General features: G+C 43.3%; 25 protein-coding genes, 6 tRNA genes, 2 rRNA genes and 1 other annotated feature (2 of these 34 only partly in view). Of the genes, 32 read left to right on the top strand and 1 reads right to left on the bottom strand.

Annotated features, from left to right (window positions below):
* The 10 genes from CHY_RS10925 to disA all read left to right on the top strand — a co-directional run.
* Positions 1-1108: ribosomal RNA gene (locus CHY_RS10925) — 23S ribosomal RNA — on the top strand; it begins 1900 nt to the left of the window's first position.
* A gap of 46 nt (positions 1109-1154) precedes the next feature.
* Positions 1155-1270, top strand: a 5S ribosomal RNA gene (gene rrf, locus CHY_RS10920).
* Positions 1271-1279: 9 nt separating this feature from the next.
* A tRNA-Asn gene (locus tag CHY_RS10915) sits at positions 1280-1354 on the top strand.
* 166 nt (positions 1355-1520) lie between these two features.
* Positions 1521-1595, top strand: a tRNA-Asn gene (locus tag CHY_RS10910).
* 223 nt (positions 1596-1818) lie between these two features.
* Positions 1819-2295 carry a CtsR family transcriptional regulator gene (locus tag CHY_RS10905; RefSeq protein ID WP_322785335.1) on the top strand — a complete coding sequence of 159 codons (477 nt, stop codon included), beginning with the start codon at positions 1819-1821 and terminating at the stop codon, positions 2293-2295.
* Positions 2296-2814, top strand: coding sequence for a UvrB/UvrC motif-containing protein (locus CHY_RS10900; protein WP_011345228.1), 519 nt, complete (start codon positions 2296-2298; stop codon positions 2812-2814).
* A gap of 11 nt (positions 2815-2825) precedes the next feature.
* Entirely contained in the window at positions 2826-3881 is a 1056-nt protein-coding gene (locus CHY_RS10895) for a protein arginine kinase (RefSeq protein ID WP_011345227.1), read from the top strand.
* 15 nt (positions 3882-3896) lie between these two features.
* Positions 3897-6332, top strand: coding sequence for an ATP-dependent Clp protease ATP-binding subunit (locus tag CHY_RS10890; protein WP_011345226.1), 2436 nt, complete (start codon positions 3897-3899; stop codon positions 6330-6332).
* Between the two features lie 103 nt (positions 6333-6435).
* Positions 6436-7770, top strand: a complete 1335-nt coding sequence (gene radA, locus CHY_RS10885; protein ID WP_011345225.1) for a DNA repair protein RadA — start codon at positions 6436-6438, stop codon at positions 7768-7770.
* 9 nt (positions 7771-7779) lie between these two features.
* The gene (disA, locus tag CHY_RS10880; protein WP_011345224.1) at positions 7780-8838 is read left to right on the top strand and encodes a DNA integrity scanning diadenylate cyclase DisA; all 1059 of its coding nucleotides are present in this window, start codon (positions 7780-7782) and stop codon (positions 8836-8838) included.
* Positions 8839-8863: 25 nt separating this feature from the next.
* Here disA and CHY_RS10875 read toward each other — a convergent pair whose 3' ends face one another.
* On the bottom strand, positions 8864-9259 hold the full coding sequence (locus CHY_RS10875; protein WP_011345223.1) for a hypothetical protein: 396 nt from the start codon (positions 9257-9259) through the stop codon (positions 8864-8866).
* A 168-nt stretch (positions 9260-9427) separates the two neighbouring features.
* On the opposite strand from CHY_RS10875, the gene CHY_RS10870 reads away from it, so the two are divergent.
* The 22 genes from CHY_RS10870 (at position 9428) to rplA (ending at position 23006) form a co-directional block, all read left to right on the top strand.
* Entirely contained in the window at positions 9428-9910 is a 483-nt protein-coding gene (locus CHY_RS10870; RefSeq protein ID WP_011345222.1) for a CarD family transcriptional regulator, read from the top strand.
* 25 nt (positions 9911-9935) lie between these two features.
* Positions 9936-11021, top strand: coding sequence for a PIN/TRAM domain-containing protein (locus CHY_RS10865; protein ID WP_011345221.1), 1086 nt, complete (start codon positions 9936-9938; stop codon positions 11019-11021).
* A gap of 12 nt (positions 11022-11033) precedes the next feature.
* Positions 11034-11735 (top strand): 2-C-methyl-D-erythritol 4-phosphate cytidylyltransferase, encoded by a 702-nt coding sequence (gene ispD, locus CHY_RS10860; RefSeq protein ID WP_011345220.1) that lies wholly within the window; start codon positions 11034-11036, stop codon positions 11733-11735.
* Entirely contained in the window at positions 11735-12223 is a 489-nt protein-coding gene (ispF, locus tag CHY_RS10855; protein ID WP_028052845.1) for a 2-C-methyl-D-erythritol 2,4-cyclodiphosphate synthase, read from the top strand. Before ispD ends, ispF begins: the two co-directional genes overlap by 1 nt.
* Complete coding sequence (gene gltX / locus CHY_RS10850; RefSeq protein WP_011345218.1) at positions 12216-13658, top strand: glutamate--tRNA ligase; 1443 nt, start codon at positions 12216-12218, stop codon at positions 13656-13658. Before ispF ends, gltX begins: the two co-directional genes overlap by 8 nt.
* Before the next feature lie 14 nt (positions 13659-13672).
* Positions 13673-14344, top strand: coding sequence for a serine O-acetyltransferase (gene cysE / locus CHY_RS10845; RefSeq protein ID WP_011345217.1), 672 nt, complete (start codon positions 13673-13675; stop codon positions 14342-14344).
* A complete protein-coding gene (gene cysS, locus CHY_RS10840; RefSeq protein ID WP_011345216.1) occupies positions 14331-15728 on the top strand; it encodes a cysteine--tRNA ligase in 1398 nt (465 codons plus the stop codon). Before cysE ends, cysS begins: the two co-directional genes overlap by 14 nt.
* Positions 15729-15731: 3 nt before the next feature.
* Positions 15732-16121: a Mini-ribonuclease 3 gene (locus tag CHY_RS10835; RefSeq protein ID WP_011345215.1), complete on the top strand. Its 390-nt coding sequence runs from the start codon at positions 15732-15734 to the stop codon at positions 16119-16121.
* A complete protein-coding gene (thyX, locus tag CHY_RS10830; protein ID WP_011345214.1) occupies positions 16118-16801 on the top strand; it encodes an FAD-dependent thymidylate synthase in 684 nt (227 codons plus the stop codon). Before CHY_RS10835 ends, thyX begins: the two co-directional genes overlap by 4 nt.
* Before the next feature lie 3 nt (positions 16802-16804).
* Complete coding sequence (rlmB, locus tag CHY_RS10825; protein ID WP_011345213.1) at positions 16805-17518, top strand: 23S rRNA (guanosine(2251)-2'-O)-methyltransferase RlmB; 714 nt, start codon at positions 16805-16807, stop codon at positions 17516-17518.
* Between the two features lie 2 nt (positions 17519-17520).
* On the top strand, positions 17521-18027 hold the full coding sequence (locus CHY_RS10820) for an NYN domain-containing protein (RefSeq protein WP_011345212.1): 507 nt from the start codon (positions 17521-17523) through the stop codon (positions 18025-18027).
* Positions 18028-18130: 103 nt separating this feature from the next.
* A complete protein-coding gene (gene sigH, locus CHY_RS10815) occupies positions 18131-18784 on the top strand; it encodes an RNA polymerase sporulation sigma factor SigH (protein WP_011345211.1) in 654 nt (217 codons plus the stop codon).
* 104 nt (positions 18785-18888) lie between these two features.
* Positions 18889-18964, top strand: a tRNA-Thr gene (locus CHY_RS10810).
* Positions 18965-19025: 61 nt separating this feature from the next.
* A tRNA-Met gene (locus tag CHY_RS10805) sits at positions 19026-19101 on the top strand.
* A 1-nt stretch (position 19102) separates the two neighbouring features.
* A tRNA-Thr gene (locus CHY_RS10800) sits at positions 19103-19178 on the top strand.
* 11 nt (positions 19179-19189) lie between these two features.
* Positions 19190-19266: transfer RNA gene (locus CHY_RS10795), tRNA-Met, on the top strand.
* 203 nt (positions 19267-19469) lie between these two features.
* The gene (gene tuf / locus CHY_RS10790; RefSeq protein ID WP_011345209.1) at positions 19470-20672 is read left to right on the top strand and encodes an elongation factor Tu; all 1203 of its coding nucleotides are present in this window, start codon (positions 19470-19472) and stop codon (positions 20670-20672) included.
* A gap of 141 nt (positions 20673-20813) precedes the next feature.
* The gene (gene rpmG / locus CHY_RS10785; protein ID WP_028052878.1) at positions 20814-20963 is read left to right on the top strand and encodes a 50S ribosomal protein L33; all 150 of its coding nucleotides are present in this window, start codon (positions 20814-20816) and stop codon (positions 20961-20963) included.
* Positions 20964-20980: 17 nt separating this feature from the next.
* A complete protein-coding gene (gene secE / locus CHY_RS13055) occupies positions 20981-21244 on the top strand; it encodes a preprotein translocase subunit SecE (RefSeq protein WP_011345207.1) in 264 nt (87 codons plus the stop codon).
* A gap of 20 nt (positions 21245-21264) precedes the next feature.
* Complete coding sequence (gene nusG, locus CHY_RS10775) at positions 21265-21786, top strand: transcription termination/antitermination protein NusG (protein WP_011345206.1); 522 nt, start codon at positions 21265-21267, stop codon at positions 21784-21786.
* Between the two features lie 21 nt (positions 21787-21807).
* The gene (gene rplK, locus CHY_RS10770) at positions 21808-22233 is read left to right on the top strand and encodes a 50S ribosomal protein L11 (RefSeq protein ID WP_011345205.1); all 426 of its coding nucleotides are present in this window, start codon (positions 21808-21810) and stop codon (positions 22231-22233) included.
* 77 nt (positions 22234-22310) lie between these two features.
* Complete coding sequence (gene rplA, locus CHY_RS10765) at positions 22311-23006, top strand: 50S ribosomal protein L1 (protein ID WP_011345204.1); 696 nt, start codon at positions 22311-22313, stop codon at positions 23004-23006.
* A gap of 42 nt (positions 23007-23048) precedes the next feature.
* Positions 23049-23166 (top strand) — a sequence feature (ribosomal protein L10 leader region) (it continues 13 nt past the right edge of the window).

Here is a 23166-nt window from a genome sequence, read left to right as displayed (position 1 = left end):
CTAAAGCGGGAAGCTGAAGTATAGGGGCTGACGCCTGCCCGGTGCTGGAAGGTTAAGGGGAAGGGTTAGCCGAAAGGCGAAGCTCTGAACCGAAGCCCCAGTAAACGGCGGCCGTAACTATAACGGTCCTAAGGTAGCGAAATTCCTTGTCGGGTAAGTTCCGACCCGCACGAAAGGCGTAACGACTTGGGCGCTGTCTCGACGAGGGGCTCGGTGAAATTGTAGTACCTGTGAAGATGCAGGTTACCCGCGATAGGACAGAAAGACCCCGTGGAGCTTTACTGTAGCCTGGCATTGAATTTTGGTGGCGTATGTACAGGATAGGTGGGAGGCTGAGAGACCTGGGCGCCAGCTCAGGTGGAGCCGGCGGTGGGATACCACCCTTACGACACTGAAGTTCTAACCTGGTGCCCTGGAACGGGTGTGGGGACAGTGTCAGGTGGGCAGTTTGACTGGGGCGGTCGCCTCCTAAAGGGTAACGGAGGCGCCCAAAGGTACCCTCAGCGCGGATGGAAATCGCGCGGCGAGTGCAAAGGCATAAGGGTGCTTGACAGCGAGACCGACGGGTCGAGCTGGGTGGAAACACGGGCTTAGTGATCCGGTGGTACCGAGTGGAAGGGCCATCGCTCAACGGATAAAAGCTACCCCGGGGATAACAGGCTGATCCCGCCCAAGAGTCCACATCGACGGCGGGGTTTGGCACCTCGATGTCGGCTCATCGCATCCTGGGGCTGAAGTAGGTCCCAAGGGTTGGGCTGTTCGCCCATTAAAGCGGTACGTGAGCTGGGTTCAGAACGTCGTGAGACAGTTCGGTCCCTATCCATCGCGGGCGTAGGAAACTTGAGGGGTGCTGTCCTTAGTACGAGAGGACCGGGATGGACGCACCGCTGGTGAACCAGTTGTCTCGCCAGGGGCACCGCTGGGTAGCCAAGTGCGGAATGGATAAGCGCTGAAAGCATCTAAGCGCGAAGCCAGCCCCGAGATGAGGTTTCCCATCTGGAGCAATCCAGAGTAAGACCCCGGAGAGAAGATCCGGTAGATAGGCCGGGCGTGTAAGCCGAGCAATCGGTTGAGCGGACCGGTACTAATAGGTCGAGGACTTGACCTTCAAAAAAACAACCTCTGTGCAGTTTTGAGGGAACAGAAAAAAAGTTTCCGGTGGCCATAGCGGAGGGGAAACACCCGTTCCCATTCCGAACACGGCAGTTAAGCCCTCCAGCGCCAATGGTACTGGGACGATAGGTCCTGGGAGAGTAGGTCGCTGCCGGAAAATTTATACTCCCCGATAGCTCAACGGTAGAGCATCCGGCTGTTAACCGGAGGGTTGCAGGTTCGAATCCTGCTCGGGGAGCCATTTTATTTTTAGTGGTAGGTCGTATGTGTTAGGTGGTCGGTAAAAAATCTTAAAATCTTTATATATTTGATCTTAAAAACTTTGGTATAAAAAAACTATTGAAATGCTGAAAAAAAGTATTTAAAATTACTTATAGAAGTAGAAAATTAAATAGACTTAAAAACGCTCCTCGATAGCTCAACGGTAGAGCATCCGGCTGTTAACCGGAGGGTTGCAGGTTCGAATCCTGCTCGAGGAGCCAATTTATTTTATGTGGTTGGTATTAGGTGATAAGTGGTAGGGATAAATCAATAAAAAAATAAAAAATTAGTTATGGCAAGGAAATGTTGGATGAATCGAAGCTTTTATCTCGGCCGGGATAAAAGCTTTATTTTTTTGAAAAAATAATTTAAAAGCCCTTGTCAAAATACACCAATTATGCTAATATAAAAGTAAAAGTCAAACAAAGTCAGACGAGGTGGTGGATGATGCCTTCGCTTGCTGATTTGATTGAGCAGTATATCAAAAAACTAATCCAAGAAAGTGAAGACCGGGTGGTGGAAATTCAAAGAAATGAGCTTGCTGAAAAGTTAAGATGCGTACCTTCCCAGATAAATTATGTTTTAGCAACCCGTTTTACTCTCGAACATGGTTACCTAATTGAAAGCCGACGTGGTGGGGGCGGTTATATCCGCATTATAAAAATTGCCGACCAGGACCGGGAAGCATTTTATCAAAGAATATTTGAGGCAATTGGTGATGCCGTTTCAGAAAGTAAAGCCCGGGAAATTATTAAGGCTTTATATGAAGCCGGAAGCATTACCGAAAGGGAAAAGAGGCTTTTAACAATTGCTGTTGACCGTAAAGTATTGCAGGTACCATTACCCTATCGAGATGAATTAAGAGCACTTCTTCTAAAAAGTATGATAGCGGGAGTGCTTAATGCGGAGGAGGGGAATTAAATGTTATGTGAACGCTGTGGGCAAAATCCAGCCACCATGCATATTACCAGAGTAATAAATGGGCAAAAAACGGAAATGAATCTTTGTACTCAATGTGCTCAGGAATTGGGTCATACTTTTAATTTTTCACCTCAACTAACTTTTCAAAACTTATTAAAAGGACTTATGGGGCATGATGTTTTAGGGGATTTTGGCATTTCTGGAGGAAATGTAGGTGTCACTAAAAGATGTCCTGTCTGCGGACTTACCGAAAACCAATTTATTAATTCAGGTTTCTTGGGATGCAGCCAGTGTTATGAAACCTTTAAAGACAGAGTAGAACAAGCTTTAAGAAAAATACACGGAAGTACCGAACACCGTGGCAAATTTCCAGCAAAGACTGGCGGTAAAATAAAAATACTACGGGAAATTGAAAACTTAAAAAAAGCTTTAAATGAAGCGGTAAGTAAAGAAGAGTTTGAAAAAGCGGCGGAATTACGGGATAAAATAAAAGAATTAGAAGCTTCTCTTAAAGAGTAGGGGGTGGGGAAATGAGTTTATTAACCAATAGTTTTTCTCCCTGGATGGCCGGTACCGGAACTGATGCGGATATCGTGGTTTCAAGTCGTATCAGACTTGCCCGCAACTTAAAAGATGTCCCGTTTCCCCATTTGATGGACGAAGAAACCGCAGGTTTTGTTACAAAAGAGGTGGAAAAGGCCGTTACCAGCAGGGGGTTTAAACAAAAATTTGGCAAGACCGAGTTTTTTAAATTAGTTACGTTAGCGCCTATTGAACGGCAGGTGCTGGTGGAAAAACATTTAATTAGCCCTGACCATGCCGATGGCCATCCCCGGCGGGCTTTTGCCTGTACGGAAGATGAGCGAATAGCTTTGATGATAAATGAAGAAGACCATATTCGCTTACAGGTTCTCTTGCCGGGATTGGAACTGAGGGAAGCATATAATATTGCTACCATGGTCGATGATAAATTAGAAGAAAAGCTGTTTTATGCTTTCTCCGAAAAATACGGTTACTTAACTGCTTGCCCTACCAATACCGGTACGGGAATTCGAGCTTCAACTATGTTGCACCTCCCGGGTTTAACCTATACCAATCAAATTCCCAGCCTTTTAAACAATACTGCCAAACTTGGACTTACGGTCCGGGGATTATACGGCGAAGGAACAAAAGCCCGCGGAGATTTGTATCAGGTATCTAACCAGATTACCCTTGGTTTAACGGAGGAGGAAATTATCGAGAATGTTATTTCGGTTACCCGGCAAATAATAAATCAGGAGCGAATGGCACGGGAAGCTTTATACCGGGAAAACCGGCATGCTTTGGAGGATGAACTGTGGCGGTCATACGGTATTTTGACTAGTGCCCGGATGATATCTTCCGATGAGGCAATGAACTTACTATCAAAAGTGAGGTTAGGAGTGGAATTAAAGATACTTCCGGAGATTAAGCGGAGTGTATTTAATGAGTTAATTGTAGCTACAGCTCCGGCTTATCTCACAAATTTGGCCCAGAGACCCTTAGATCCTGCTGAACGGGACTGGGAACGGGCGAAAATTATCAGGGAAAAATTAAAAAGTAATTAAAGGAGGAGTGAGAGGATGTTTGACAAGTTTACCCAAAGAGCCCAAAAAGTTATTAGAATGGCTCAGGAAGAAGCAAGAAAAATGAATTATCCTTATGTAGCTACGGAACATCTGCTTTTGGGAATTATAAATGAAGGAGAAAGTGTTGCGGCAAAAGTTTTAGAAAACCTTGGTATTGATGGCCAGAAAGTTCGGGAAAAAATTTTAGAACTGGTTGGCCCCGGGGAAGGGCCGATGCCGGCGGAGATTGCTTTTACCCCAAGGGCAAAAAGAGTTTTGGAACTATCGGTAGATGAGGCGGCCCGGTTTGGCCATAACTATGTTGGTACTGAACATTTGCTTTTGGGTTTAATCCGGGAAGGAGAAGGGGTGGCCGCCAGAGTTTTGGTAAGCCTCGGTGCTGATTTGGAAAGGGTACGGGCTGAAATTACCCAGGTGCTAAGTGGTGGCCCAATTCCCGGAACCTCCGGCCAGGCCGGTGGACAAGCAAAGAAGAAAGCTGTTAGAACTCCCACCCTTGATGAGCATGGCCGGGATTTAACGGCTTTAGCCCGGGAAAATAAATTAGACCCGGTGGTAGGCCGGGAGAAGGAAATTGAAAGGGTAATTCAAGTTTTATCCCGCAGAACCAAAAACAATCCGGTTTTAATTGGGGAGCCGGGAGTAGGTAAGACGGCAATTGTGGAGGGGCTTGCCCAGAGAATTGTGCAAAAGAAAGTTCCCGAGATTTTAATTGATAAACGGGTTGTGACCCTCGATTTAGCATCAATGGTTGCCGGAACTAAATATCGGGGAGAATTTGAGGAAAGGCTTAAAAAGGTCTTAGAAGAAATTAAAAATGCTGGAAACGTTATCGTATTTATTGATGAAATCCATACCTTAATTGGGGCAGGGGCTGCCGAAGGGGCGATTGATGCTGCCAATATCTTAAAACCGAGCCTTGCCCGGGGTGAAATTCAGTGTGTAGGTGCGACCACTTTAGATGAATATCGGAAATATATAGAAAAGGACCCGGCTTTAGAACGGCGGTTCCAGCCAATAATGGTAGATGAACCAACGGTTGAAGAAACAGTTGAAATCTTAAAAGGCTTAAGGGACCGGTACGAAGCTCACCACCGGGTAAAAATTACCGATGAAGCCATTATTGCCGCTGCAAAGCTTTCGGATCGGTATATTACCGATCGCTTCCTACCGGATAAGGCTATTGACTTGATTGATGAAGCGGCATCAAGAGTTCGTTTAAATGCCTTTACTGCACCGCCCAATTTAAAAGAGTTAGAAGAAAAAATTAACGAAATCCGCAAGGAAAAGGAAGCGGCGGTAGCTGCTCAGGAGTTTGAAAAAGCAGCCAAATTAAGAGACCAGGAGCAAAAGCTTAAAGCAGAGCTTGAGGAAAAGAAGAAAGAGTGGGAAAAAGAGCAAAGCGACCATTTATTATCGGTTACCGAAGACGATATTGCCCAGATTGTTTCGCAGTGGACCGGTATTCCGGTCAAAAAACTTGCCGAAGAAGAATCGGAACGATTACTTAAGCTTGAGGAAATTTTGCACCAGCGGGTAATAGGCCAGGATGAAGCAGTAAAAGCTGTAGCCCGGGCAGTGAGAAGAGCACGGGCGGGTCTTAAAGATCCCAAGCGACCCATCGGATCGTTTATTTTCTTAGGTCCGACGGGTGTTGGGAAAACTGAGCTGGCACGGGCATTAGCCGAAGCTTTATTTGGAGATGAAGATGCGTTAATTCGGATAGATATGTCAGAGTATATGGAAAAACACACGGTAGCTCGCCTAATCGGTGCACCGCCGGGCTATGTTGGTTATGAAGAAGGAGGGCAGCTCACCGAAGCGGTAAGGCGGAAGCCTTATTCGGTGATCTTACTTGACGAAATTGAGAAAGCTCACCCCGAGGTCTTTAACATCTTGTTGCAGGTATTAGAAGATGGGCGACTTACCGACTCTAAAGGGCGTACGGTAGACTTTAAAAATACCGTAATAATCATGACCTCCAACATCGGAGCACATCTAATAAAGAAAGAAGCCCGTTTAGGCTTTAAAAATGTAGCCGACGAGAAAAAAGAAGAGGATATCAAGGAGAAGTTAATGGCGGAACTCAAGCGTACTTTCCGGCCGGAATTTTTAAACCGGATTGATGAGATTATTGTCTTCCATTCGTTAACAGAAGAACACTTAAAGCAAATAGTCCGGTTGATGCTAAAAGAAGTAGGCAAACGTTTGGAAGAACAGGAGATGAAGGTAGAATTTGACGACTCCTTAATTGAAGTAATACTTAAAGAAGGTTATGATGAAGCTTTTGGTGCTCGACCGCTGCGGCGGGCTATTCAAAAGATAGTAGAAGATAAGTTGTCGGAAGAGCTTCTTTTGGGAAACATCAAAAAAGGAGATACGGTAAAACTGTATGCGGAAGATGGGCAAATCAAGGTAGCAAAAATTTAATTTCTTAGGAAATCCTCCCCGAGCGGGAGGATTTTCCTTTTCATGGTAGAAAAACAATGATATAATGAAAGTAATGACAATTAATGGGAGCGGAATAGTTTAAATGGTGAAAAAAATCTACTTTTGTCAAAATTGCGGTTATGAAACATATAAGTGGTTGGGTCGTTGTCCGGCCTGTGAGAGCTGGAATACCTTTGTGGAAGAAAAGGTTTTGGCCAAAGGGAAGGCGGTTTTTGGAGAAGTAGAACCGGTAGGGATTTCAAAAATCTTAACCGGAGAAACGGATAGGTTTTCCACTGGCTTTGGGGAACTGGATAGGGTTTTAGGTGGAGGTATCGTTGCTGGCTCGTTAATCCTCTTAGGGGGAGATCCGGGAATAGGGAAATCAACCCTTTTACTGCAGTTAGCAGGTAAAGTTGGCCAAAAACAAAAGGTTTTATACGTTTCCGGCGAGGAATCGCCGGCACAAATTAAATTAAGGGCCGAGCGTCTTAACATCAGTGGAGAAATAGATCTTTTGCCCCATACCAATGTAGCCGAAATTGAAGAAGTGGCCGTAAAAGGGGGTTATGAGCTAATCATTGTTGACTCGATTCAAACCATGTACTTACCTGAGCTTGGTTCAGCGCCGGGTACGGTTACTCAGGTGAGGGAAAGTGCAGGGCGTTTTATGCGCTTATCAAAGGAAAAAAATAAAACTATATTTTTGATTGGGCATGTAACCAAGGATGGCTATTTAGCCGGTCCGCGGGTTATGGAGCATATGGTTGATGTGGTGTTGTATTTAGAGGGGGAGAGACACAATACTTTTCGCCTTCTCCGGTCGGTAAAAAACCGCTTTGGTTCCACTAACGAACTGGGAATTTTTGAAATGGTGGGTGAAGGTTTAAAGGAAGTTTCCAATCCTTCGGAGTTTTTTATAAGTTTGGATCGCCAGCATGATTGTATCGGTTCGGCTGTGGTGGTTAGCTTGGAAGGTTCGCGGCCCTTTTTGGTGGAAGTACAGGCGCTGGTGGCTCCTACCGGTTTTGGCACTCCGCGACGGGTTGCTACCGGATTTGACTACAATCGGTTTGTGTTGTTGCTGGCGGTTTTGGAAAAGAAATTAGGTTTTCGCATGTCGGTACACGATGCTTACCTAAATGTAGTAGGTGGCCTGAAAATATCGGAACCGGCAGCGGACCTGGGAGTTCTACTGGCGGTGGTTTCAAGTTTTCGGGAAGAACCGCTACCCAATGATGGAGTGTTTTTGGGTGAAATTGGCTTGACCGGGGAAATCAGGCCGGTACTTGGCGTTGATAAACGTTTAAGGGAAGCTGAAAGGCTTGGTTTTAAAAAAGCATTTTTGCCAAAACAAAGCATAAACTTTAAAACCGAGATGGAAATTACCACTTTTGCTAATCTTAAAGAAGCAATCTTTAAGCTTTTTAGTATATAGGAGGATTTTATGAAGGACGAGCGGATTGTTTTAGCTTTAAAAAGTGTAGCACCGGGAACTCCTTTAAGAGAAGGTTTGGAACAGATTCTTAGAGCAAAAACCGGGGGCTTAATTGTGATTGGGGATACCGCCAAAATTATGGAGGTAGTGGAAGGCGGATTTGCCATAAATACCGATTATAGCCCGGCGTATTTGTATGAACTGGCCAAAATGGATGGAGCAATTATTTTAAGTGAGGATGGGAAAAAAATTTTATATGCTAACGCGCAGTTAGTTCCCGATCCGGCGATACCCTCGTCGGAAACGGGGATTCGCCATCGTACCGCCGAAAGGGTGGCAAAACAAACTAATGCCTTGGTGATTGCTATTTCCCAGCGCCGTTCGGTAATTACTTTATATCAGGGGAACTTTAAATACTCGCTATCGGAGGTCAGTGTTATTTTAAATAAAGCCAATCAAGCCATAGCTACCCTGGAGAAATACCGGGCGGTCCTTGATAAAACTTTAATGCGTTTAACTAATCTTGAGTTTGATGATATGGTGACCTTACTGGATGTGGCCAAAGCGCTGCAACGAGTGGAGATGGTCTTAAGAATCGAGCGGGAGATTGAAAGGTATATATGGGAGTTAGGAAGTGAAGGAAGACTAATAAGCATGCAGTTAGAGGAACTTATTGCTAACGTGGAAGATGAAGGACTTTTAATAATTCAGGATTATTCCCTTTTAGGACCGGAAAAGACTCCCGAAGGAATTTTGAGCTTAATTAGAACCTGGTCTTCGGAAGATCTTTTGGATTATTCGCTAATTGTTCGGGCTTTAGGTTATCCGGGAAGTGCAAGTATTTTAGACCAACCGGTTTCTCCCCGGGGATACCGGATTTTGGATAAAATTCCTAGACTGCCGGTAGCGGTGATTGAAAACCTTGTGCAAACTTTTGGAAATTTAAAAAATATTATGAGTGCTTCCATTGAAGAGCTGGATGATGTGGAAGGGATTGGCGAGGTAAGGGCGCGTTCGATTAAAGAGGGGCTTAAAAAATTAAGAGAACAAACAAACTATACACTATAAAACCGTAGCGTAAAGCTACGGTTTTTTACGTAAAGTTAAAGATATTCAAGGTATCCAGGGCTTTTTGTTCTTTTATAAACACATCATAGAGATTTATGTCTAAATGATTGCAAAGAGCCGTCAGGTAAAATAAAAGCCTCCCCATTTCTTTTTCAATGGTGTCTTTGCAGTTTGGACAGAGTTCTCCTTTTAAGTGGGTGTCAAAAATTTCTTTAAGCTGCAGGATGGTGGCATCTTCCGGAATAATAGGTTTTTTGGCGTCTATTTTTAAGCAACCGCATTGGGTTACCGCTTTGACAGTAGCCCGGTGAACGCGTGCGGAGGCTTCGTTTAATTTTGATAAAACATCCAAAATGCTTTTATGTCGTATTAACAATTCGTTCACCGTTTCCTGGAAATGGTCAATTAATAAATCTTTCATCGGGTCCCCTCCCTTTACTACCATAAATTATAATTTTGCCCTGCCTCCTTGTCAAATGATTCGGCCTTGTTGACATTTTTAAAAGGGTTGTGATAAAATAATTTATTTTCTTTGACAGGTTAGGGAAAATTTGTTATACTGAAAATAATTACAATTTGGGGGGATTAGATGTTTAAAGTGGGAGCTAAGGTTGTTTATCCTATGCATGGAGCCGGTATAATTCGGGAAATTGAAGAACGATTAGCCGCTGATCGGGTAATGAAATACTATGTGCTCTCTTTTTGGGCGACAAACATGATTCTATGGCTTCCGGTGGAAAAAGTGGAAAGGGTAGGGCTTAGACCGGTCATTGGAAAAGATATGGTGGAAAAGGTTTTTGCGGTATTGAAAGAGGGGGAGGAAAAAATTCATTCTAACTGGAATAAAAGATATAAAAATCATGTGGATAAGATTAAAAGCAACGATATTTTAGCCATTGCCGATGTAGTGCGAGACTTACGTCGAAGGGAAAAAGTTAAGGGCTTGTCAACGGGAGAAAAAAAGCTTTTAGAAAGTGCTCGACAAATTTTAGTAAGTGAGCTTATTCTAGTGTTAGAGGAAGACGAGGAAAAGGTTTTAGCGATGATTGAAGAAGCTATCACTATCACTTAAAAATTCTTTTATAGGAGGGGAAAGTTTGGCGGAAAAAATTTTTCGAATTTTTTTCTCCATAGTAATTGGCGGAATCTTCGCAACCATCGGGTATTACCTTGAAGTTATACCTTTAGCTGACATCTTAGCAATACCGCCCTATGGCATGTATCTTAGCTGGACGGTTTTAGGCATTTTTGGCCTTATAATTGGAGCCTTAACTGCTCCTTTTGTTTGGCATAAAGGACTGGCTTTGACCGAGTGGCTTGAGGTAAAAATTACCAAAATGCCGGTTGCGGATATTGTTAGCGGTACTTTTGGACTTATTGTTGGCTTAATTATTGCCAACCTTTTAAGAAATGTAATTTTATCTATTCCTTTAATTCCGTGGATTACCAATACTATCTGGATTATGTTAACCGTTGTTTTATGCTACTTGGGTTTAAGGGTGTCGGTTAAAAAAAGGGAAGAGCTCTTTGGCCTTTTGAACTTTCTTCCCAAAATTAAAAAATCGGGGGATGATCTGGGGGTAAATAACCAAAATGCCAAAATTCTTGATACCAGTGTTATTATCGATGGCAGAATTTTAGATTTATGCCGCAGCGGTTTTATTGAAGGAAGCTTAATAGTACCTTCTTTTGTGATAGATGAACTGCGCCATATCGCTGATTCTTCGGATAATTTAAAACGTACTCGGGGCCGAAGAGGACTGGATATTTTAAATCAGTTGAAAAACTCTTTTCCTGTAGAAATTGTTGATATTCCGGAAAACAATGGTGAGGAAGTGGATGTTAGATTAGTAAAGCTTGCGCAAAAATTAAAAGCCAAAATTTTGACTCACGATTATAATTTAAATAAAGTTGCCGAGTTACAGGGAGTAAAAGTTTTAAACATTAATGAACTGGCCAATGCCATAAAACCGGTAGTAATTCCCGGAGAAGAAATGGAAGTAATGGTGATTAAAGAAGGGAAGGAACAGGGACAAGGAGTAGGATATTTGGATGACGGAACGATGATTGTGGTGGAAGGAGGAAAAAAGTACATAGGGCAACAAATAAATATAGTGGTTACTTCCGTTTTACAAACTGCCGCGGGAAGACTTATCTTTGGCAAACCCAAGGAAAAGCAGTAGGAGGCTTGCCAGGTGGAGAAAATAGGAGTAATTGTTACCGCCGGGGGAGCAGGGCGCCGTTTTGGCGGCGAAAAGCCCAAACAGTTTCTTGAACTTTCCGGGATACCGGTTATAATTATTACTTTAAAGAGAATGGTTAACTTACCTATTGTAGGACAGGTGGTTTTAACGGTACCGGAAAACTACATAGAAGTTGCAGGGGATTTGCTTTCTCGGTATAATTTAGCAGGAATAAAATTAACGGCAGGAGGAACTACCCGTAGGGAGTCGGTATTGCGGGGAATTAGGGCATTAACGGGAAATTTTTCTATTATTGCCGTGCACGATGGAGTACGGCCTTTTTTTCCAAAAGGGGCTTTGAGCGAAGGGGTTAAAAAACTATCCGAAGGTTATGGAGGGGCAATTTTGGCTGTACCCCTTAGGGATACAGTTAAAGAAGTAAAGGATAATGTCGTTATCTCCACTTTAGACCGGAGCCGACTTTATGCGGTTCAAACTCCCCAGATTTTTCGGCGAGAGGCCTTGCTAAAAGGGCATGCCTTAGGGGAAAAGCAACATTTAGATGCAGTGGATGATAGTATTTTGGTGGAACTTTGCGGTGAAACGGTAGCGGTTATTCCCGGGGATTATAAAAATTTAAAAATTACCTGGCCGGAAGACCTGGAATTTGCTGAGTTTTTATTTACCCGCTATTTTGCAAAGGAGTTATTATGATGATTAGAATAGGTTTTGGTTATGACGTACATCCTTTGGTGGAAGGACGAAAACTGATTATTGGGGGCGTGGAGATCCCTTTTACCAAAGGCCTTTTGGGTCACTCCGATGCGGATGTTTTATATCACGCCATTGCCGATGCCTTTTTAGGGTCACTGGCGTTAGGTGATATTGGTCAGCTTTTTCCCGATAACGATGAACGTTACCGGGGTATTGATAGCGGTTTACTTTTACAGGAAGTATATCGCAGGGTTAGAGAACGGGGTTACTGCCTGAACAATCTTGATGCGGTAATCGTAGCCCAAAAGCCAAAACTTTTACCGTTTATCCAAAAAATGCGGGAAAATTTAGCGGTATTGTTAAATACCGCAATAGAAAACATTAGCGTTAAAGCTACTACTACCGAAGGCTTGGGGTTTGCCGGTCGGGAAGAAGGAATTGCTGCTTATGCGGTAATTACAGTCAAGGAGGTTTTGGAAAATGGTTAGAGTACGGTTTGCACCAAGTCCTACCGGACCTCTACACATTGGGGGAGCAAGGTCCGCACTTTTTAACTACCTCTTTGCACGGAAAAATAACGGGGTTTTTATCGTACGGATTGAAGATACAGACTTAGAACGCTCCAGTAGGGAGTCTGAAAAAAATATTTTGGAAAGTCTCAAATGGCTTGGGATTACCTGGGATGAAGGAATTGAGGTGGGGGGTGAAAATGGCCCTTACCGCCAGACCGAAAGGCTTGATCTCTATCAAAAGTATGCCCAGAAGCTTATTGAAGAAGGTTTCGCTTACTACTGTTTTTGTACCGAAGAAGAATTGGAAGAAGAACGAAAGAACCTTTTGGCAAAAGGGGAAATGCCCCGTTATCTCGGAAAATGTCGAAACTTAACCCCTGAACAAAAAGAGAAATATTTAGCTGAAGGGCGAAAACCAACGGTGCGCTTTAAAGTGCCTGCTGGAAGAACAATAGTTATAAACGACCTTGTTCGTGGTGTCGTAAGTTTTGAAACCGATGGTATTGGTGACTTTATTATTGTAAAATCGGACGGTATACCAACTTATAATTTTGCTGTGGTAATTGATGATGTGACCATGGGGATTACCCATGTTTTGCGGGGCGAAGAGCATCTTTCCAATACTCCCCGACAGATACTCATTTATGAAGCTTTAGGCTTTAAGATTCCGGAATTTGCCCATATTTCGCTTATTCTTGGGAAAGACCGGACGAAAATGTCCAAGCGACACGGGGCTACTTCGGTGGAAAACTACCGGGAAAAGGGTTATTTGCCGGAAGCTCTGGTAAACTTTTTAGCTTTATTAGGGTGGTCGCCGGGGACGGAAGAAGAGATTTTTACGATGGAACAGTTAATTGAACGCTTTTCTTTAGATAGGGTAGCTAAAAATCCAGCTATTTTTGACCTGGATAAGTTAAACTGGATAAACGGTTATTACATTCGCAATTCGGAGCTTTCCCGGATTGTGGAATTAAGTCTTCCCTTTTTCCAAAGCTGTGGTTATGTCTCACAAAACCCCACGGAAGAGGAAATGCGTAAGCTAACCAAAGTAGTAGAAGCAACCCGGGAATATGTTGTAACTTTGTCGGAACTTCCCGAACATGCTGCAATTTTTTACCAAAAGGAACTTGCCTTTGAGGAGGAAGCCAAAACTTTATTGGCTGATGAAGAAGCACGCAATATCTTAAGGAAAGTTGCTGATAAATTAAGGGAAATACCCGGTTCGGAGGAAGAAGAAATAAAAGGATTTTTAAAGAAACTTCCAAAAGAGCTTGGGGTTGGCGGTAAAAAAGTTTACATGCCCCTGCGGGCGGCTTTAACCGGTAAAACTCACGGACCGGAGTTATATCAAGTTATAGCCATTCTTGGGCCAGCGGAAGCAGAGCGGCGTATTATGAATTTATTTAATTAAAAAAGGTGATGGTTATGTTTGGGTGGTATCGCCGACTAAAAAGAGATATTCAGGTGGTTTTTGAAAGGGACCCAGCGGTTAAAAGCGTTTGGGAAGTTTTGTTGTGTTATCCTGGTTTTCATGCCATTCAGTTTCACCGTATAGCCCACTTTTTTTATAAAAAGCGCTGGTTTGTTTTAGCCAGATTTATTTCCCAAATTTCAAGATTTTTAACCGGAATAGAAATTCATCCGGGGGCTAAAATTGGCGAAGGATTGTTTATTGATCATGGGATGGGTGTAGTAATTGGTGAAACGGCTGAGATTGGTGATAATGTAACCATTTATCAAGGTGTTACCCTGGGCGGAACTGGTAAGGAAAAGGGTAAGCGCCATCCAACTATTGGAAATAATGTGGTGATCAGTGCCGGAGCAAAAATTTTAGGCTCCTTCAAAGTAGGTGACAACTCTAAAATTGGAGCTGGTTCAGTAGTGTTAAAAGAAGTTCCTCCCAACTCTACAGTGGTGGGTGTTCCGGGTAAAGTGGTGATTAGGGACGGCAAACGGGTTGATGAGGAAATCGACCTTCGCCACGATCTGTTACCGGACCCGATTGCTGAGATGTTGATGTGTATGCACCGGAAGATAGAAAGGTTGGAAAAGAGAATTGCCGAGCTTGAGGAGGAAAGAAAACGTGAAAATTTATAATACTCTCACCAAAACCAAAGAAGAATTTATTCCCCGGGAACCGGGGAAGGTATATATGTACGTTTGCGGTCCGACCACCTATAACTACATTCATATAGGGAATGCCCGCCCCATAGTTTTTTTTGATACCGTAAGGCGGTACTTTGAGTATAAAGGCTTTGAAGTAATTTATGTCCAGAATTTTACGGATATTGATGATAAAATTATTAACCGGGCTTTAGAGGAAGGAATTTCCCCTATTGAACTTGGGCAAAAATACATTATTGAGTATTTTAAAGATGCTGATCGCCTTGGAGTAAAAAGGGCAACGGTTCATCCCAAAGTTACCGAGCATATACCGGAAATAATTGAAATGGTAAAAGGCTTAATTGAAAAAGGATATGCTTATGAAGTAGAGGGAAATGTTTATTTTGCGGTGGATAGTTTTTCCGATTACGGCAAACTATCTGGTCGGGATTTAGAAGAATTAAAGGCCGGAGCCCGGGTGGAAGTAGATGAGAAAAAGAAAAATCCTCTGGATTTTGCCCTCTGGAAAAAAGCAAAACCGGGGGAACCGTATTGGGAAAGCCCCTGGGGTCCAGGAAGACCGGGATGGCATATCGAATGTTCTGCGATGTCTTTAAAATATTTGGGAGAAAATTTTGATATCCACGGCGGGGGAGCTGATTTGGTATTTCCCCACCATGAAAACGAAGTTGCGCAAAGCGAAGCTTTTACCGGAAAGCCTTTTGCTCGTTACTGGATGCATAACGGTTTTATAACCGTAAATCAGGAAAAAATGAGTAAATCCCTGGGTAATTTCTTTTTGGTGAGGGAAATCCTGGAGAAGTTTCCGGGAAGGGTGGTGCGTTTTTTCCTCCTCTCGACTCATTATCGAAGCCCTTTGGATTTTGATGATAAAAAACTTAATGAAGCTAAAGCGGCTTTGGAGCGAGTTGATAACTTTGTGCAAAATTTAAAAGAAGTTAATCCTTTGCCCGGAGAGGCCAGGATAGAAATTCAGGAAAAAATTACAAATTTTTTGCGCGATTTTAATGAAGCTATGGAAGACGACTTTAATACCGCCCAGGCTATGGCATCACTGTTTGAGCTGGTAAGGTTTGGAAATACGCAAATAGCAAGCGGGAATCTAACCGCCGGAGATAAAAAACTATTTGAAGAAGCATTAAACGTTTATACCCAGGTTTTTGGTATCGAATTTGGTGTTTTGGAAAAGATAGCCGGAGAAGATATAACGCCGTTTGTGGAGCTATTAATTGAAGTTCGGGCCAGACTTAAAAAAGAAAAAAAGTATGACCTGGCCGATTTCATCAGGGATGAACTAAAAAAACAGGGAATCATTTTAGAAGATACTCCTAAGGGCGTGCGCTGGAAGAGGGTTTAGTAGATGGAAGCTAAAGAATATTCTCCTCTGGCTTTAGCGTATCTTGGCGATGCGGTTTATGAACTATTAACCCGGGAATACGTTTTGGAACGATATGGCGGAAAAATGGGGGAAGTTCACAAAAAATCAGTTTCTCTGGTAAATGCCCGGCAGCAAGCTTTAGCTGGAGAACTAATTGAGGAGTATCTAACTTCCGAAGAAAGGGAAATATTCCGGCGGGGACGAAATGCCAAGGGAAATTATCCGCGTAATGTAGAAGTGGTGGTTTATCGTCGGAGTACCGGTTTAGAAGCGGTCTTTGGTTTTTTGTACTTAAAAGGGAATATTGTTCGAATTAAAGAACTTTTTGGATTGATAGTAAAGTTACTTGAAAATCAGGGGGAAGCCAGATGAAGGTGAGCTTACTTACTTATACCCAAGAGCCGGAGCGGACGGTGGCAGCGGCCGCCCGGCTTTGTTATTCTCCGGTAGGGGTAGAGGAAATTTTAGAAAAAATGGATGAGGAGAGGCAAAAAAATTTTATAAAAAAACTTTGGGATTTAAATCACCTTTCGCCTTTCGAACACGTAAGTTTCACCTTTGGCATTGAAGGGGTAAGTCGCGCTTTAACCCACCAGTTAGTTCGCCACCGGATTGCTAGTTTCAGTCAGCAGAGTCAGCGTTATGTGGTGGAACAAAACTTTAATTTTTTAATCCCCCCTACCATTGCCAACAGTAGCCAAGCCTTAGAAATTTATCAGCAGGTTTTAAGAGCGATAAAGGAAGGGTATCTTAAATTAATAGAGATGGGAATTCCCGCGGAAGATGCCCGTTACCTTCTTCCCAATGCGGCGGAGACGAAAATCGTTGTTACCATGAATGCCAGGGAACTTCTGCATTTTTTTGAGGTTCGGCTTTGTAGCCGGGCCCAACATGAAATAAGAACTTTGGCCCGGAAAATGTTAGAAGAGGTGCGGAAGGTAGCTCCGATTTTATTTGAAAAAGCTGGGCCGCTTTGTGAAACCCGCGGAGTATGTTTTGAAGGACCTATGTCCTGCGGCAGGCTGAATTTGCAAGATGAGGGAGGTAGTTAATAGTTGGAGCGGATTTACGGTGTAAACCCGGTTAGAGAAGCCCTAATGAAAGGAATCGTTAATAAACTGTATTTATCCCGGGAGACAAAAGACAAAAATATCAGGGAGTTGCTGCTTTTGGCCCGGGAAAATAAAGTACCGGTAGTGGAAGTTCCCAGGGAAAAACTTCATGCCAAATCCCAGGGTGTGGAAGCGGATATTTCTCCAGTTAAATATGTGGAAATCGATGATATTTTGGCAATTGCTGAACGCAAAGCAGAACCACTTTTTATTTTGGTTTTAAATCATTTGGAAGACCCCCAGAATTTAGGGGCAATTTTACGTTCGGCTGAAGCTTTTGGGGTGCACGGAGTAATAATACCAAAACGCCGGGCGGTGCAGGTAACCGGAGCTGTGGCTAAAGCTTCTGCAGGAGCGTATTTGAAAGTTCCCGTTGCCCGTTGTACCAATGTTGCCGAAACTTTACGTTATTTAAAAGAAAAGGGAGCCTGGGTGGTGGGGGCAGATGCAAAAAGTAAGGCTTCTCTGTGGGATACTGATTTTAAGCTCCCTTTAGCCTTGGTGATTGGTGGAGAAAATGTGGGGTTAACTTCGCATATATTAAGAGAGTGTGATTTTACCGTAAGCATACCAATGGTGGGAACGATTAATTCTTTAAATGCTTCGGTAGCCGCAGCTCTTTTAATGGCCGAAGTGGTGAGGCAGAGAAGGGGATAATTATGGCTGAATATGTTTTAATTGATGGTTACAATCTTTTATTTAATTGGCCGGAATTAAATAAGTTAAAAGATGAAACTTCCCTAGAACATGCCAGGGAAGTTTTAAAAGAGAGGTTAATAAACTACCGGGCTTTAACGGGGCGGGAAGTAATTATAGTTTATGATGCTCACCAGCAAAAGGAAAGCCGCAGGGAATTTTTTGAGGCGGGAATAACGGTAGTCTTTACCGAAAGTGGTGAGACGGCAGATCATTTTATTGAAAAAAAAGTCCAGGAACTGCTTCCTGGGAATCGGGTTTACGTAGTGACCCAGGATGAATTACAGCAAAAATTAATTTTCGGCTATGGAGCATTAAGGATATCTTTGAGGGAACTTTTAAATGACCTCAAAATTGAAGAGAAAAAAGCTAAAGAATTGCTTAACAAAGTTTTGCCGCAGCGGTTGGAGGATCGAATTGACCAGCAGGTCAAAACAAAACTTGAAAAACTACGAAAAGGGAAAATGTAAGAAAATGTTGAATTTTCTAATAAAAATTCGGAATACTCTTCCTTGACTTAATCTTTAAGAAAAGTTTATAATTATTGGTGGGCAAAGATATAGGGCGGGGGCGATGGGCTTGAGTATAAGTGCCGAGAAAAAAATGGAGTACTGTTATGATTACATGAGCGATGAAGAGATTGTGGAGTGGGCTCGAGCAGGAGATGAGCAAGCCCTCGAATATATCATTAACAAGTATAAAAATTTTGTTCGGTCCAAAGCTCGTGCCTATTTTTTAATTGGAGCGGACCGAGAAGATATTATTCAAGAAGGTATGATAGGTTTATATAAGGCTGTTCGTGACTTTAGGCCGGACAAGCTTTCTTCCTTCCGAGCCTTTGCCGAGCTTTGCGTTACCCGACAAATTATTACTGCAATTAAAACTGCCACCCGGCAAAAGCATATTCCCTTAAATTCGTATGTTTCATTAAATAAACCAATCTACGATGAAGACTCGGATCGAACTTTAATGGATGTACTTTCGGGAGTAAAGGTAGCTGATCCGGAGGAATTGATTATTAGTCGGGAAGAGTTTGCGGATATTGAAGGAAAGATGAACGAAATATTAAGTTCTTTGGAGTGGAAGGTTTTAATTTATTACCTGGAAGGAAAGTCATACCAGGAAATAGCTTGCGAGTTAAATCGGCATGTAAAATCCATTGATAATGCATTACAGCGGGTAAAAAGAAAGCTTGAGAAATATTTGGAGTGCAGAGAGGCTGAATAGAAAAAACCATCCCCGGGATTTCCGGGGAGTTTCGCTTTATTAACGTGCTAAGATTATCCTCTTGACAGTTAAAAAACATCTTTGCTAAAATATCACTTGCGGGTGCTGGCGTAGCTCAATTGGTAGAGCATCTGACTTGTAATCAGAGGGTTGCAGGTTCAAGTCCTGTCGCCAGCTCCATCAAATTCCAATAAAATGCATCTTGCATTTTCACTTAGTTGTGATATAATAGGTTTTGCGACGCGGGGTGGAGCAGCTGGTAGCTCGTCGGGCTCATAACCCGAAGGTCGGAGGTTCAAATCCTCCCCCCGCAACCAGGCCACTATAGCTCAGTCGGTAGAGCGCGTCCTTGGTAAGGACGAGGTCACCGGTTCAATCCCGGTTAGTGGCTCCATTTTTATTTATGGCGGCGTAGCTCAGCTGGCTAGAGCATGCGGTTCATACCCGCAGTGTCCGGGGTTCGAGTCCCTGCGCCGCCACCAAATTTTTTTTGGAAACCGGCCGGTCGTTGACCGGTTTTTGTTTTTTAGCAATTTTTGTAGATTGGGTGAAAATTATTGACTTTATGGTTTTAAGCAGCAGGAAAAATGGTAAAGATGTAGAATAGATATCTTGGCATAACTATTTACATATTAGCGACTTGTATACGTGTATATTTAAAACTACGTAAAAAGGAGGAGTAACGATGGCGAAGGCGAAATTTGAGCGGGTAAAACCGCACGTAAACATTGGGACGATAGGTCACGTAGACCACGGGAAGACCACCTTGACCGCAGCAATTACTACGGTGCTGGCGAAGAAGGGATTAGCCCAGCAAAAGAGGTACGATGAGATTGACAATGCTCCGGAAGAAAGGGAAAGAGGAATTACCATTAATACAGCGCATGTGGAGTATGAGACCGAGAAGCGGCACTATGCCCACGTAGACTGTCCGGGACACGCTGACTACGTAAAGAACATGATAACTGGAGCGGCGCAGATGGACGGAGCTATCCTGGTTGTGTCTGCAGCCGATGGTCCGATGCCGCAGACGCGGGAGCACATTTTGTTAGCCCGTCAGGTAGGAGTTCCCTATATTGTAGTATTTTTAAACAAAGCGGACATGGTAGATGATCCGGAGTTAATGGAGCTTGTAGAGATGGAAGTGCGGGATCTTTTAAGCACGTACGAGTTTCCGGGGGATGAAGTACCGGTAGTAGCGGGGTCGGCATTGAAGGCATTGGAGTGCGGTTGCGGGAAAGAAGATTGTCCGTGGTGTGGGAAGATATTGGAGTTAATGGACAAGGTAGACGAATACATTCCGACACCGCAGCGGGATGTAGATAAGCCGTTCTTAATGCCGGTAGAGGACGTATTTACCATTACCGGACGTGGGACGGTTGCGACCGGCCGGGTAGAGCGGGGACGGATAACCATAGGAGAAGAAGTGGAGATAGTAGGATTGATGGATGCTCCGCGGAAGACGGTAGTAACGGGACTGGAGATGTTCCGGAAGGTATTAGACGAAGCGGTAGCAGGGGACAACATAGGAGCGTTATTACGGGGAGTAGACCGGAAGGAAATCGAGCGGGGGCAGGTATTGGCGAAGCCTGGTACGATAAAGCCGCACCGGAAGTTTTTTGCGGAGGTATACGTATTGACGAAGGAAGAAGGGGGACGGCACACACCGTTCTTTAATGGATACCGGCCGCAGTTTTACTTCCGGACGACGGACGTAACGGGAGTAATCCATTTACCAGAAGGTGTAGAGATGGTAATGCCCGGGGATAACGTAAAGATTCATATTGAGCTTATCACACCGATTGCTATTGAAGAAGGATTGAGATTTGCTATTCGGGAAGGTGGCAGAACTGTAGGCGCGGGCGTTGTTACCGCGATCGAAGAGTAAGTTTAAAGGGAGGGTTTCCCTCCCTTTTTTGTTTAGGTTAAAATTTTCATTGTATTGACAGGGCTGGGGTATTGTGATAGATTATATTAGGTAAAATTGTAAACTGCCTATGATTTTTTTATTTTTAGGAGGATGGTTGAAATGCGCGTAACAATAACTTTAGAATGTACCCAATGCAAGCACCGTAACTATACTACAACCAAAAATAAAAAGAACGATCCGGGGAGACTTGAATTAAAGAAGTATTGCCCTTACTGTAATGCTCATACGGTGCATAAAGAAACAAAATAAAAGGATGGGGAATTTTTATGGGAGCTGCGGGTAAGGAAATTTCTAAAACCGAAGCTGGGAAAGAGACCCGGAAAGCTTCTAAAGCGGGTGAGGGAGCCTGGGTAAAAACTCAGCAGTATTTTCGGAGTGTTTGGGCCGAGGTGAAAAAAGTCCACTGGCCGACCCGAAATGAATCAATTGTTTATACGGGAGTTGTTTTTTTAACCGTTATTATTGTAGGCCTTATCATCTGGCTTTTTGACTCGTTTTTAAGCTTTTTCCTGAACTTACTTCTTAAATAGGTAAAGGCAGGAATCTTGTAATGGAAAAAAACTGGTATGTCGTCCATACCTATTCTGGACATGAAAACAAAGTAAAAGCCAACTTAGAAAAAAGAATTGAGTCATTAAACATGGGGAATCACATTTTTCGCATTTTGGTCCCCATGGAAGATGAGTTAGAAATTAAAGACGGAAAGAAAAAGGTTTCTAAACGCAAAATTTTCCCCGGTTATGTTTTAGTGGAAATGATTTTAACTGACGAGTCTTACAATGTGGTTAGACATACTCCCGGAGTAACCGGTTTTGTTGGGGGGTCCAAGCCCATTCCTTTGACTGCTCAGGAAGTACGGCAAATTATGAAGCAGATGGGTATTGATGAACCCCGGACGAAAATTGATTTGGAAATTGGGCAACCTGTTCGGGTAAATGCTGGACCTTTTGAAGGGTTTGTTGGAAATGTTGAAGAAATTTACCCGGATAAGGGGAAAGTAAAGGTTTTGGTTTCTATGTTTGGGAGAGAAACTCCCATTGAACTTGATTTTTCCCAGGTAACTAAGATATAGTTTTTGAATGGAGGTGAAAAGATGGCTAAGAAAGTAGTTGCAGTAGTGAAATTACAAATTCCAGCAGGTAAAGCGACGCCTGCTCCCCCGGTTGGTCCTGCCCTTGGTCAGCACGGGGTTAACATAATGGCTTTTGTTAAAGAATACAATGAGCGTACTGCTCAACAGGCTGGTATGATTATCCCCGTTGAAATTACAGTTTACGAAGACCGGTCCTTTACCTTTGTAACTAAAACTCCGCCGGCTTCGGACCTTCTTAAGAAAGCTGCCGGAATAGAATCGGGTTCTGGCCAGCCCAACAAGAAAAAAGTGGGTAAAGTTACCCGGGCTAAAATTCGGGAAATTGCTGAGCTTAAGCTTAAAGATTTAAATGCCAACGATGTTGAGGCAGCAATGAGAATGATTGAAGGTACTGCCCGGAGTATGGGAATTGAAGTTGTAGACTAATTTTTTTAGTATATTAAAATTTTGCTAAAAAGTGGGAGGAGTGTCTTTCCGCTAATACCACAAGGAGGGAAGGAAAAATGCCAAAACATGGAAAGAAATATTTAGAAGCTGCGAAAAAAGTTGATAAAACCAAGTTATATGAACCGGCGGAAGCTTTTAGTCTGGTAAAGGAGCTTTCCTTTGCTAAGTTTGATGAAACCGTTGAAGTGGCTGTAAAACTTGGGGTTGATCCCCGGCATGCCGATCAGCAGGTAAGAGGTGCCGTAGTGCTGCCTCACGGTACCGGTAAAACCCGAAAAGTATTGGTTTTTGCAAAAGGGGAAAAGGCGAAGGAAGCAGAAGCTGCCGGTGCTGATTATGTTGGGGCCGAAGAATATATTGAAAAAATTGCTCAGGGTTGGATCGATTTTGACGTAGTGGTGGCGACTCCGGATATGATGGGAGCTGTGGGGCGTTTAGGTAAAATTTTGGGTCCTAAAGGGTTAATGCCCAGCCCGAAAACTGGAACCGTTACCTTTGAAGTGGCAAAAGCGATTGCCGAAATTAAAGCCGGTAAGATTGAGTACCGGGTAGATAAAGCTGGTATTGTCCACGTGCCGATTGGAAAAGTGTCGTTCCCGGTAGAAAAGCTTGTGGAAAACTTCAACACCTTAATGGATGCTTTAATAAAAGCCAAGCCCGCAGGTGCAAAAGGTCAATATTTAAAAGGTGTAACAGTTTCATCAACTATGGGGCCTGGCATTAAAATAAATCACTTAAAGCTAGTTAAATAGTGTTGTCAAATCGTTTGACATGTGTTAAAATGACCATTGTGGCAAATAAATATTTATTTGCCGTAGACCGTTGGTGCCTGAGTGCTTAATGGGAAACCGCCAACCGAGGCAAGGCTTAAGGAAGAAAAACCCAAGGCCGCCGTGTGTCTACGGCGGCCTT

The organism is Carboxydothermus hydrogenoformans Z-2901 (genome assembly GCF_000012865.1).
In the GTDB taxonomy this organism is placed as follows: domain Bacteria; phylum Bacillota; class Z-2901; order Carboxydothermales; family Carboxydothermaceae; genus Carboxydothermus; species Carboxydothermus hydrogenoformans.
This window is presented reverse-complemented; position numbering and strand designations above follow the sequence as displayed.

Bases quoted from the DNA above. Each gene is read 5' to 3' on its own strand.
- rplA (WP_011345204.1), top strand. From the start codon at position 22,311: ATGCCAAAACATGGAAAGAAATATTTAGAAGCTGCGAAAAAAGTTGAT.
- sigH (WP_011345211.1), top strand. From the start codon at position 18,131: ATGGGCTTGAGTATAAGTGCCGAGAAAAAAATGGAGTACTGTTATGAT.
- CHY_RS10835 (WP_011345215.1), top strand. From the start codon at position 15,732: ATGGAAGCTAAAGAATATTCTCCTCTGGCTTTAGCGTATCTTGGCGAT.
- CHY_RS10900 (WP_011345228.1), top strand. From the start codon at position 2,296: ATGTTATGTGAACGCTGTGGGCAAAATCCAGCCACCATGCATATTACC.
- ispF (WP_028052845.1), top strand. From the start codon at position 11,735: ATGATTAGAATAGGTTTTGGTTATGACGTACATCCTTTGGTGGAAGGA.
- gltX (WP_011345218.1), top strand. From the start codon at position 12,216: ATGGTTAGAGTACGGTTTGCACCAAGTCCTACCGGACCTCTACACATT.
- nusG (WP_011345206.1), top strand. From the start codon at position 21,265: ATGGAAAAAAACTGGTATGTCGTCCATACCTATTCTGGACATGAAAAC.
- radA (WP_011345225.1), top strand. From the start codon at position 6,436: ATGGTGAAAAAAATCTACTTTTGTCAAAATTGCGGTTATGAAACATAT.
- CHY_RS10890 (WP_011345226.1), top strand. From the start codon at position 3,897: ATGTTTGACAAGTTTACCCAAAGAGCCCAAAAAGTTATTAGAATGGCT.
- CHY_RS10895 (WP_011345227.1), top strand. From the start codon at position 2,826: ATGAGTTTATTAACCAATAGTTTTTCTCCCTGGATGGCCGGTACCGGA.
- rpmG (WP_028052878.1), top strand. From the start codon at position 20,814: ATGCGCGTAACAATAACTTTAGAATGTACCCAATGCAAGCACCGTAAC.
- CHY_RS10820 (WP_011345212.1), top strand. From the start codon at position 17,521: ATGGCTGAATATGTTTTAATTGATGGTTACAATCTTTTATTTAATTGG.
- disA (WP_011345224.1), top strand. From the start codon at position 7,780: ATGAAGGACGAGCGGATTGTTTTAGCTTTAAAAAGTGTAGCACCGGGA.
- rplK (WP_011345205.1), top strand. From the start codon at position 21,808: ATGGCTAAGAAAGTAGTTGCAGTAGTGAAATTACAAATTCCAGCAGGT.
- CHY_RS10870 (WP_011345222.1), top strand. From the start codon at position 9,428: ATGTTTAAAGTGGGAGCTAAGGTTGTTTATCCTATGCATGGAGCCGGT.
- secE (WP_011345207.1), top strand. From the start codon at position 20,981: ATGGGAGCTGCGGGTAAGGAAATTTCTAAAACCGAAGCTGGGAAAGAG.
- thyX (WP_011345214.1), top strand. From the start codon at position 16,118: ATGAAGGTGAGCTTACTTACTTATACCCAAGAGCCGGAGCGGACGGTG.
- cysE (WP_011345217.1), top strand. From the start codon at position 13,673: ATGTTTGGGTGGTATCGCCGACTAAAAAGAGATATTCAGGTGGTTTTT.
- tuf (WP_011345209.1), top strand. From the start codon at position 19,470: ATGGCGAAGGCGAAATTTGAGCGGGTAAAACCGCACGTAAACATTGGG.
- CHY_RS10905 (WP_322785335.1), top strand. From the start codon at position 1,819: ATGATGCCTTCGCTTGCTGATTTGATTGAGCAGTATATCAAAAAACTA.
- CHY_RS10875 (WP_011345223.1), bottom strand. From the start codon at position 9,259: ATGAAAGATTTATTAATTGACCATTTCCAGGAAACGGTGAACGAATTG.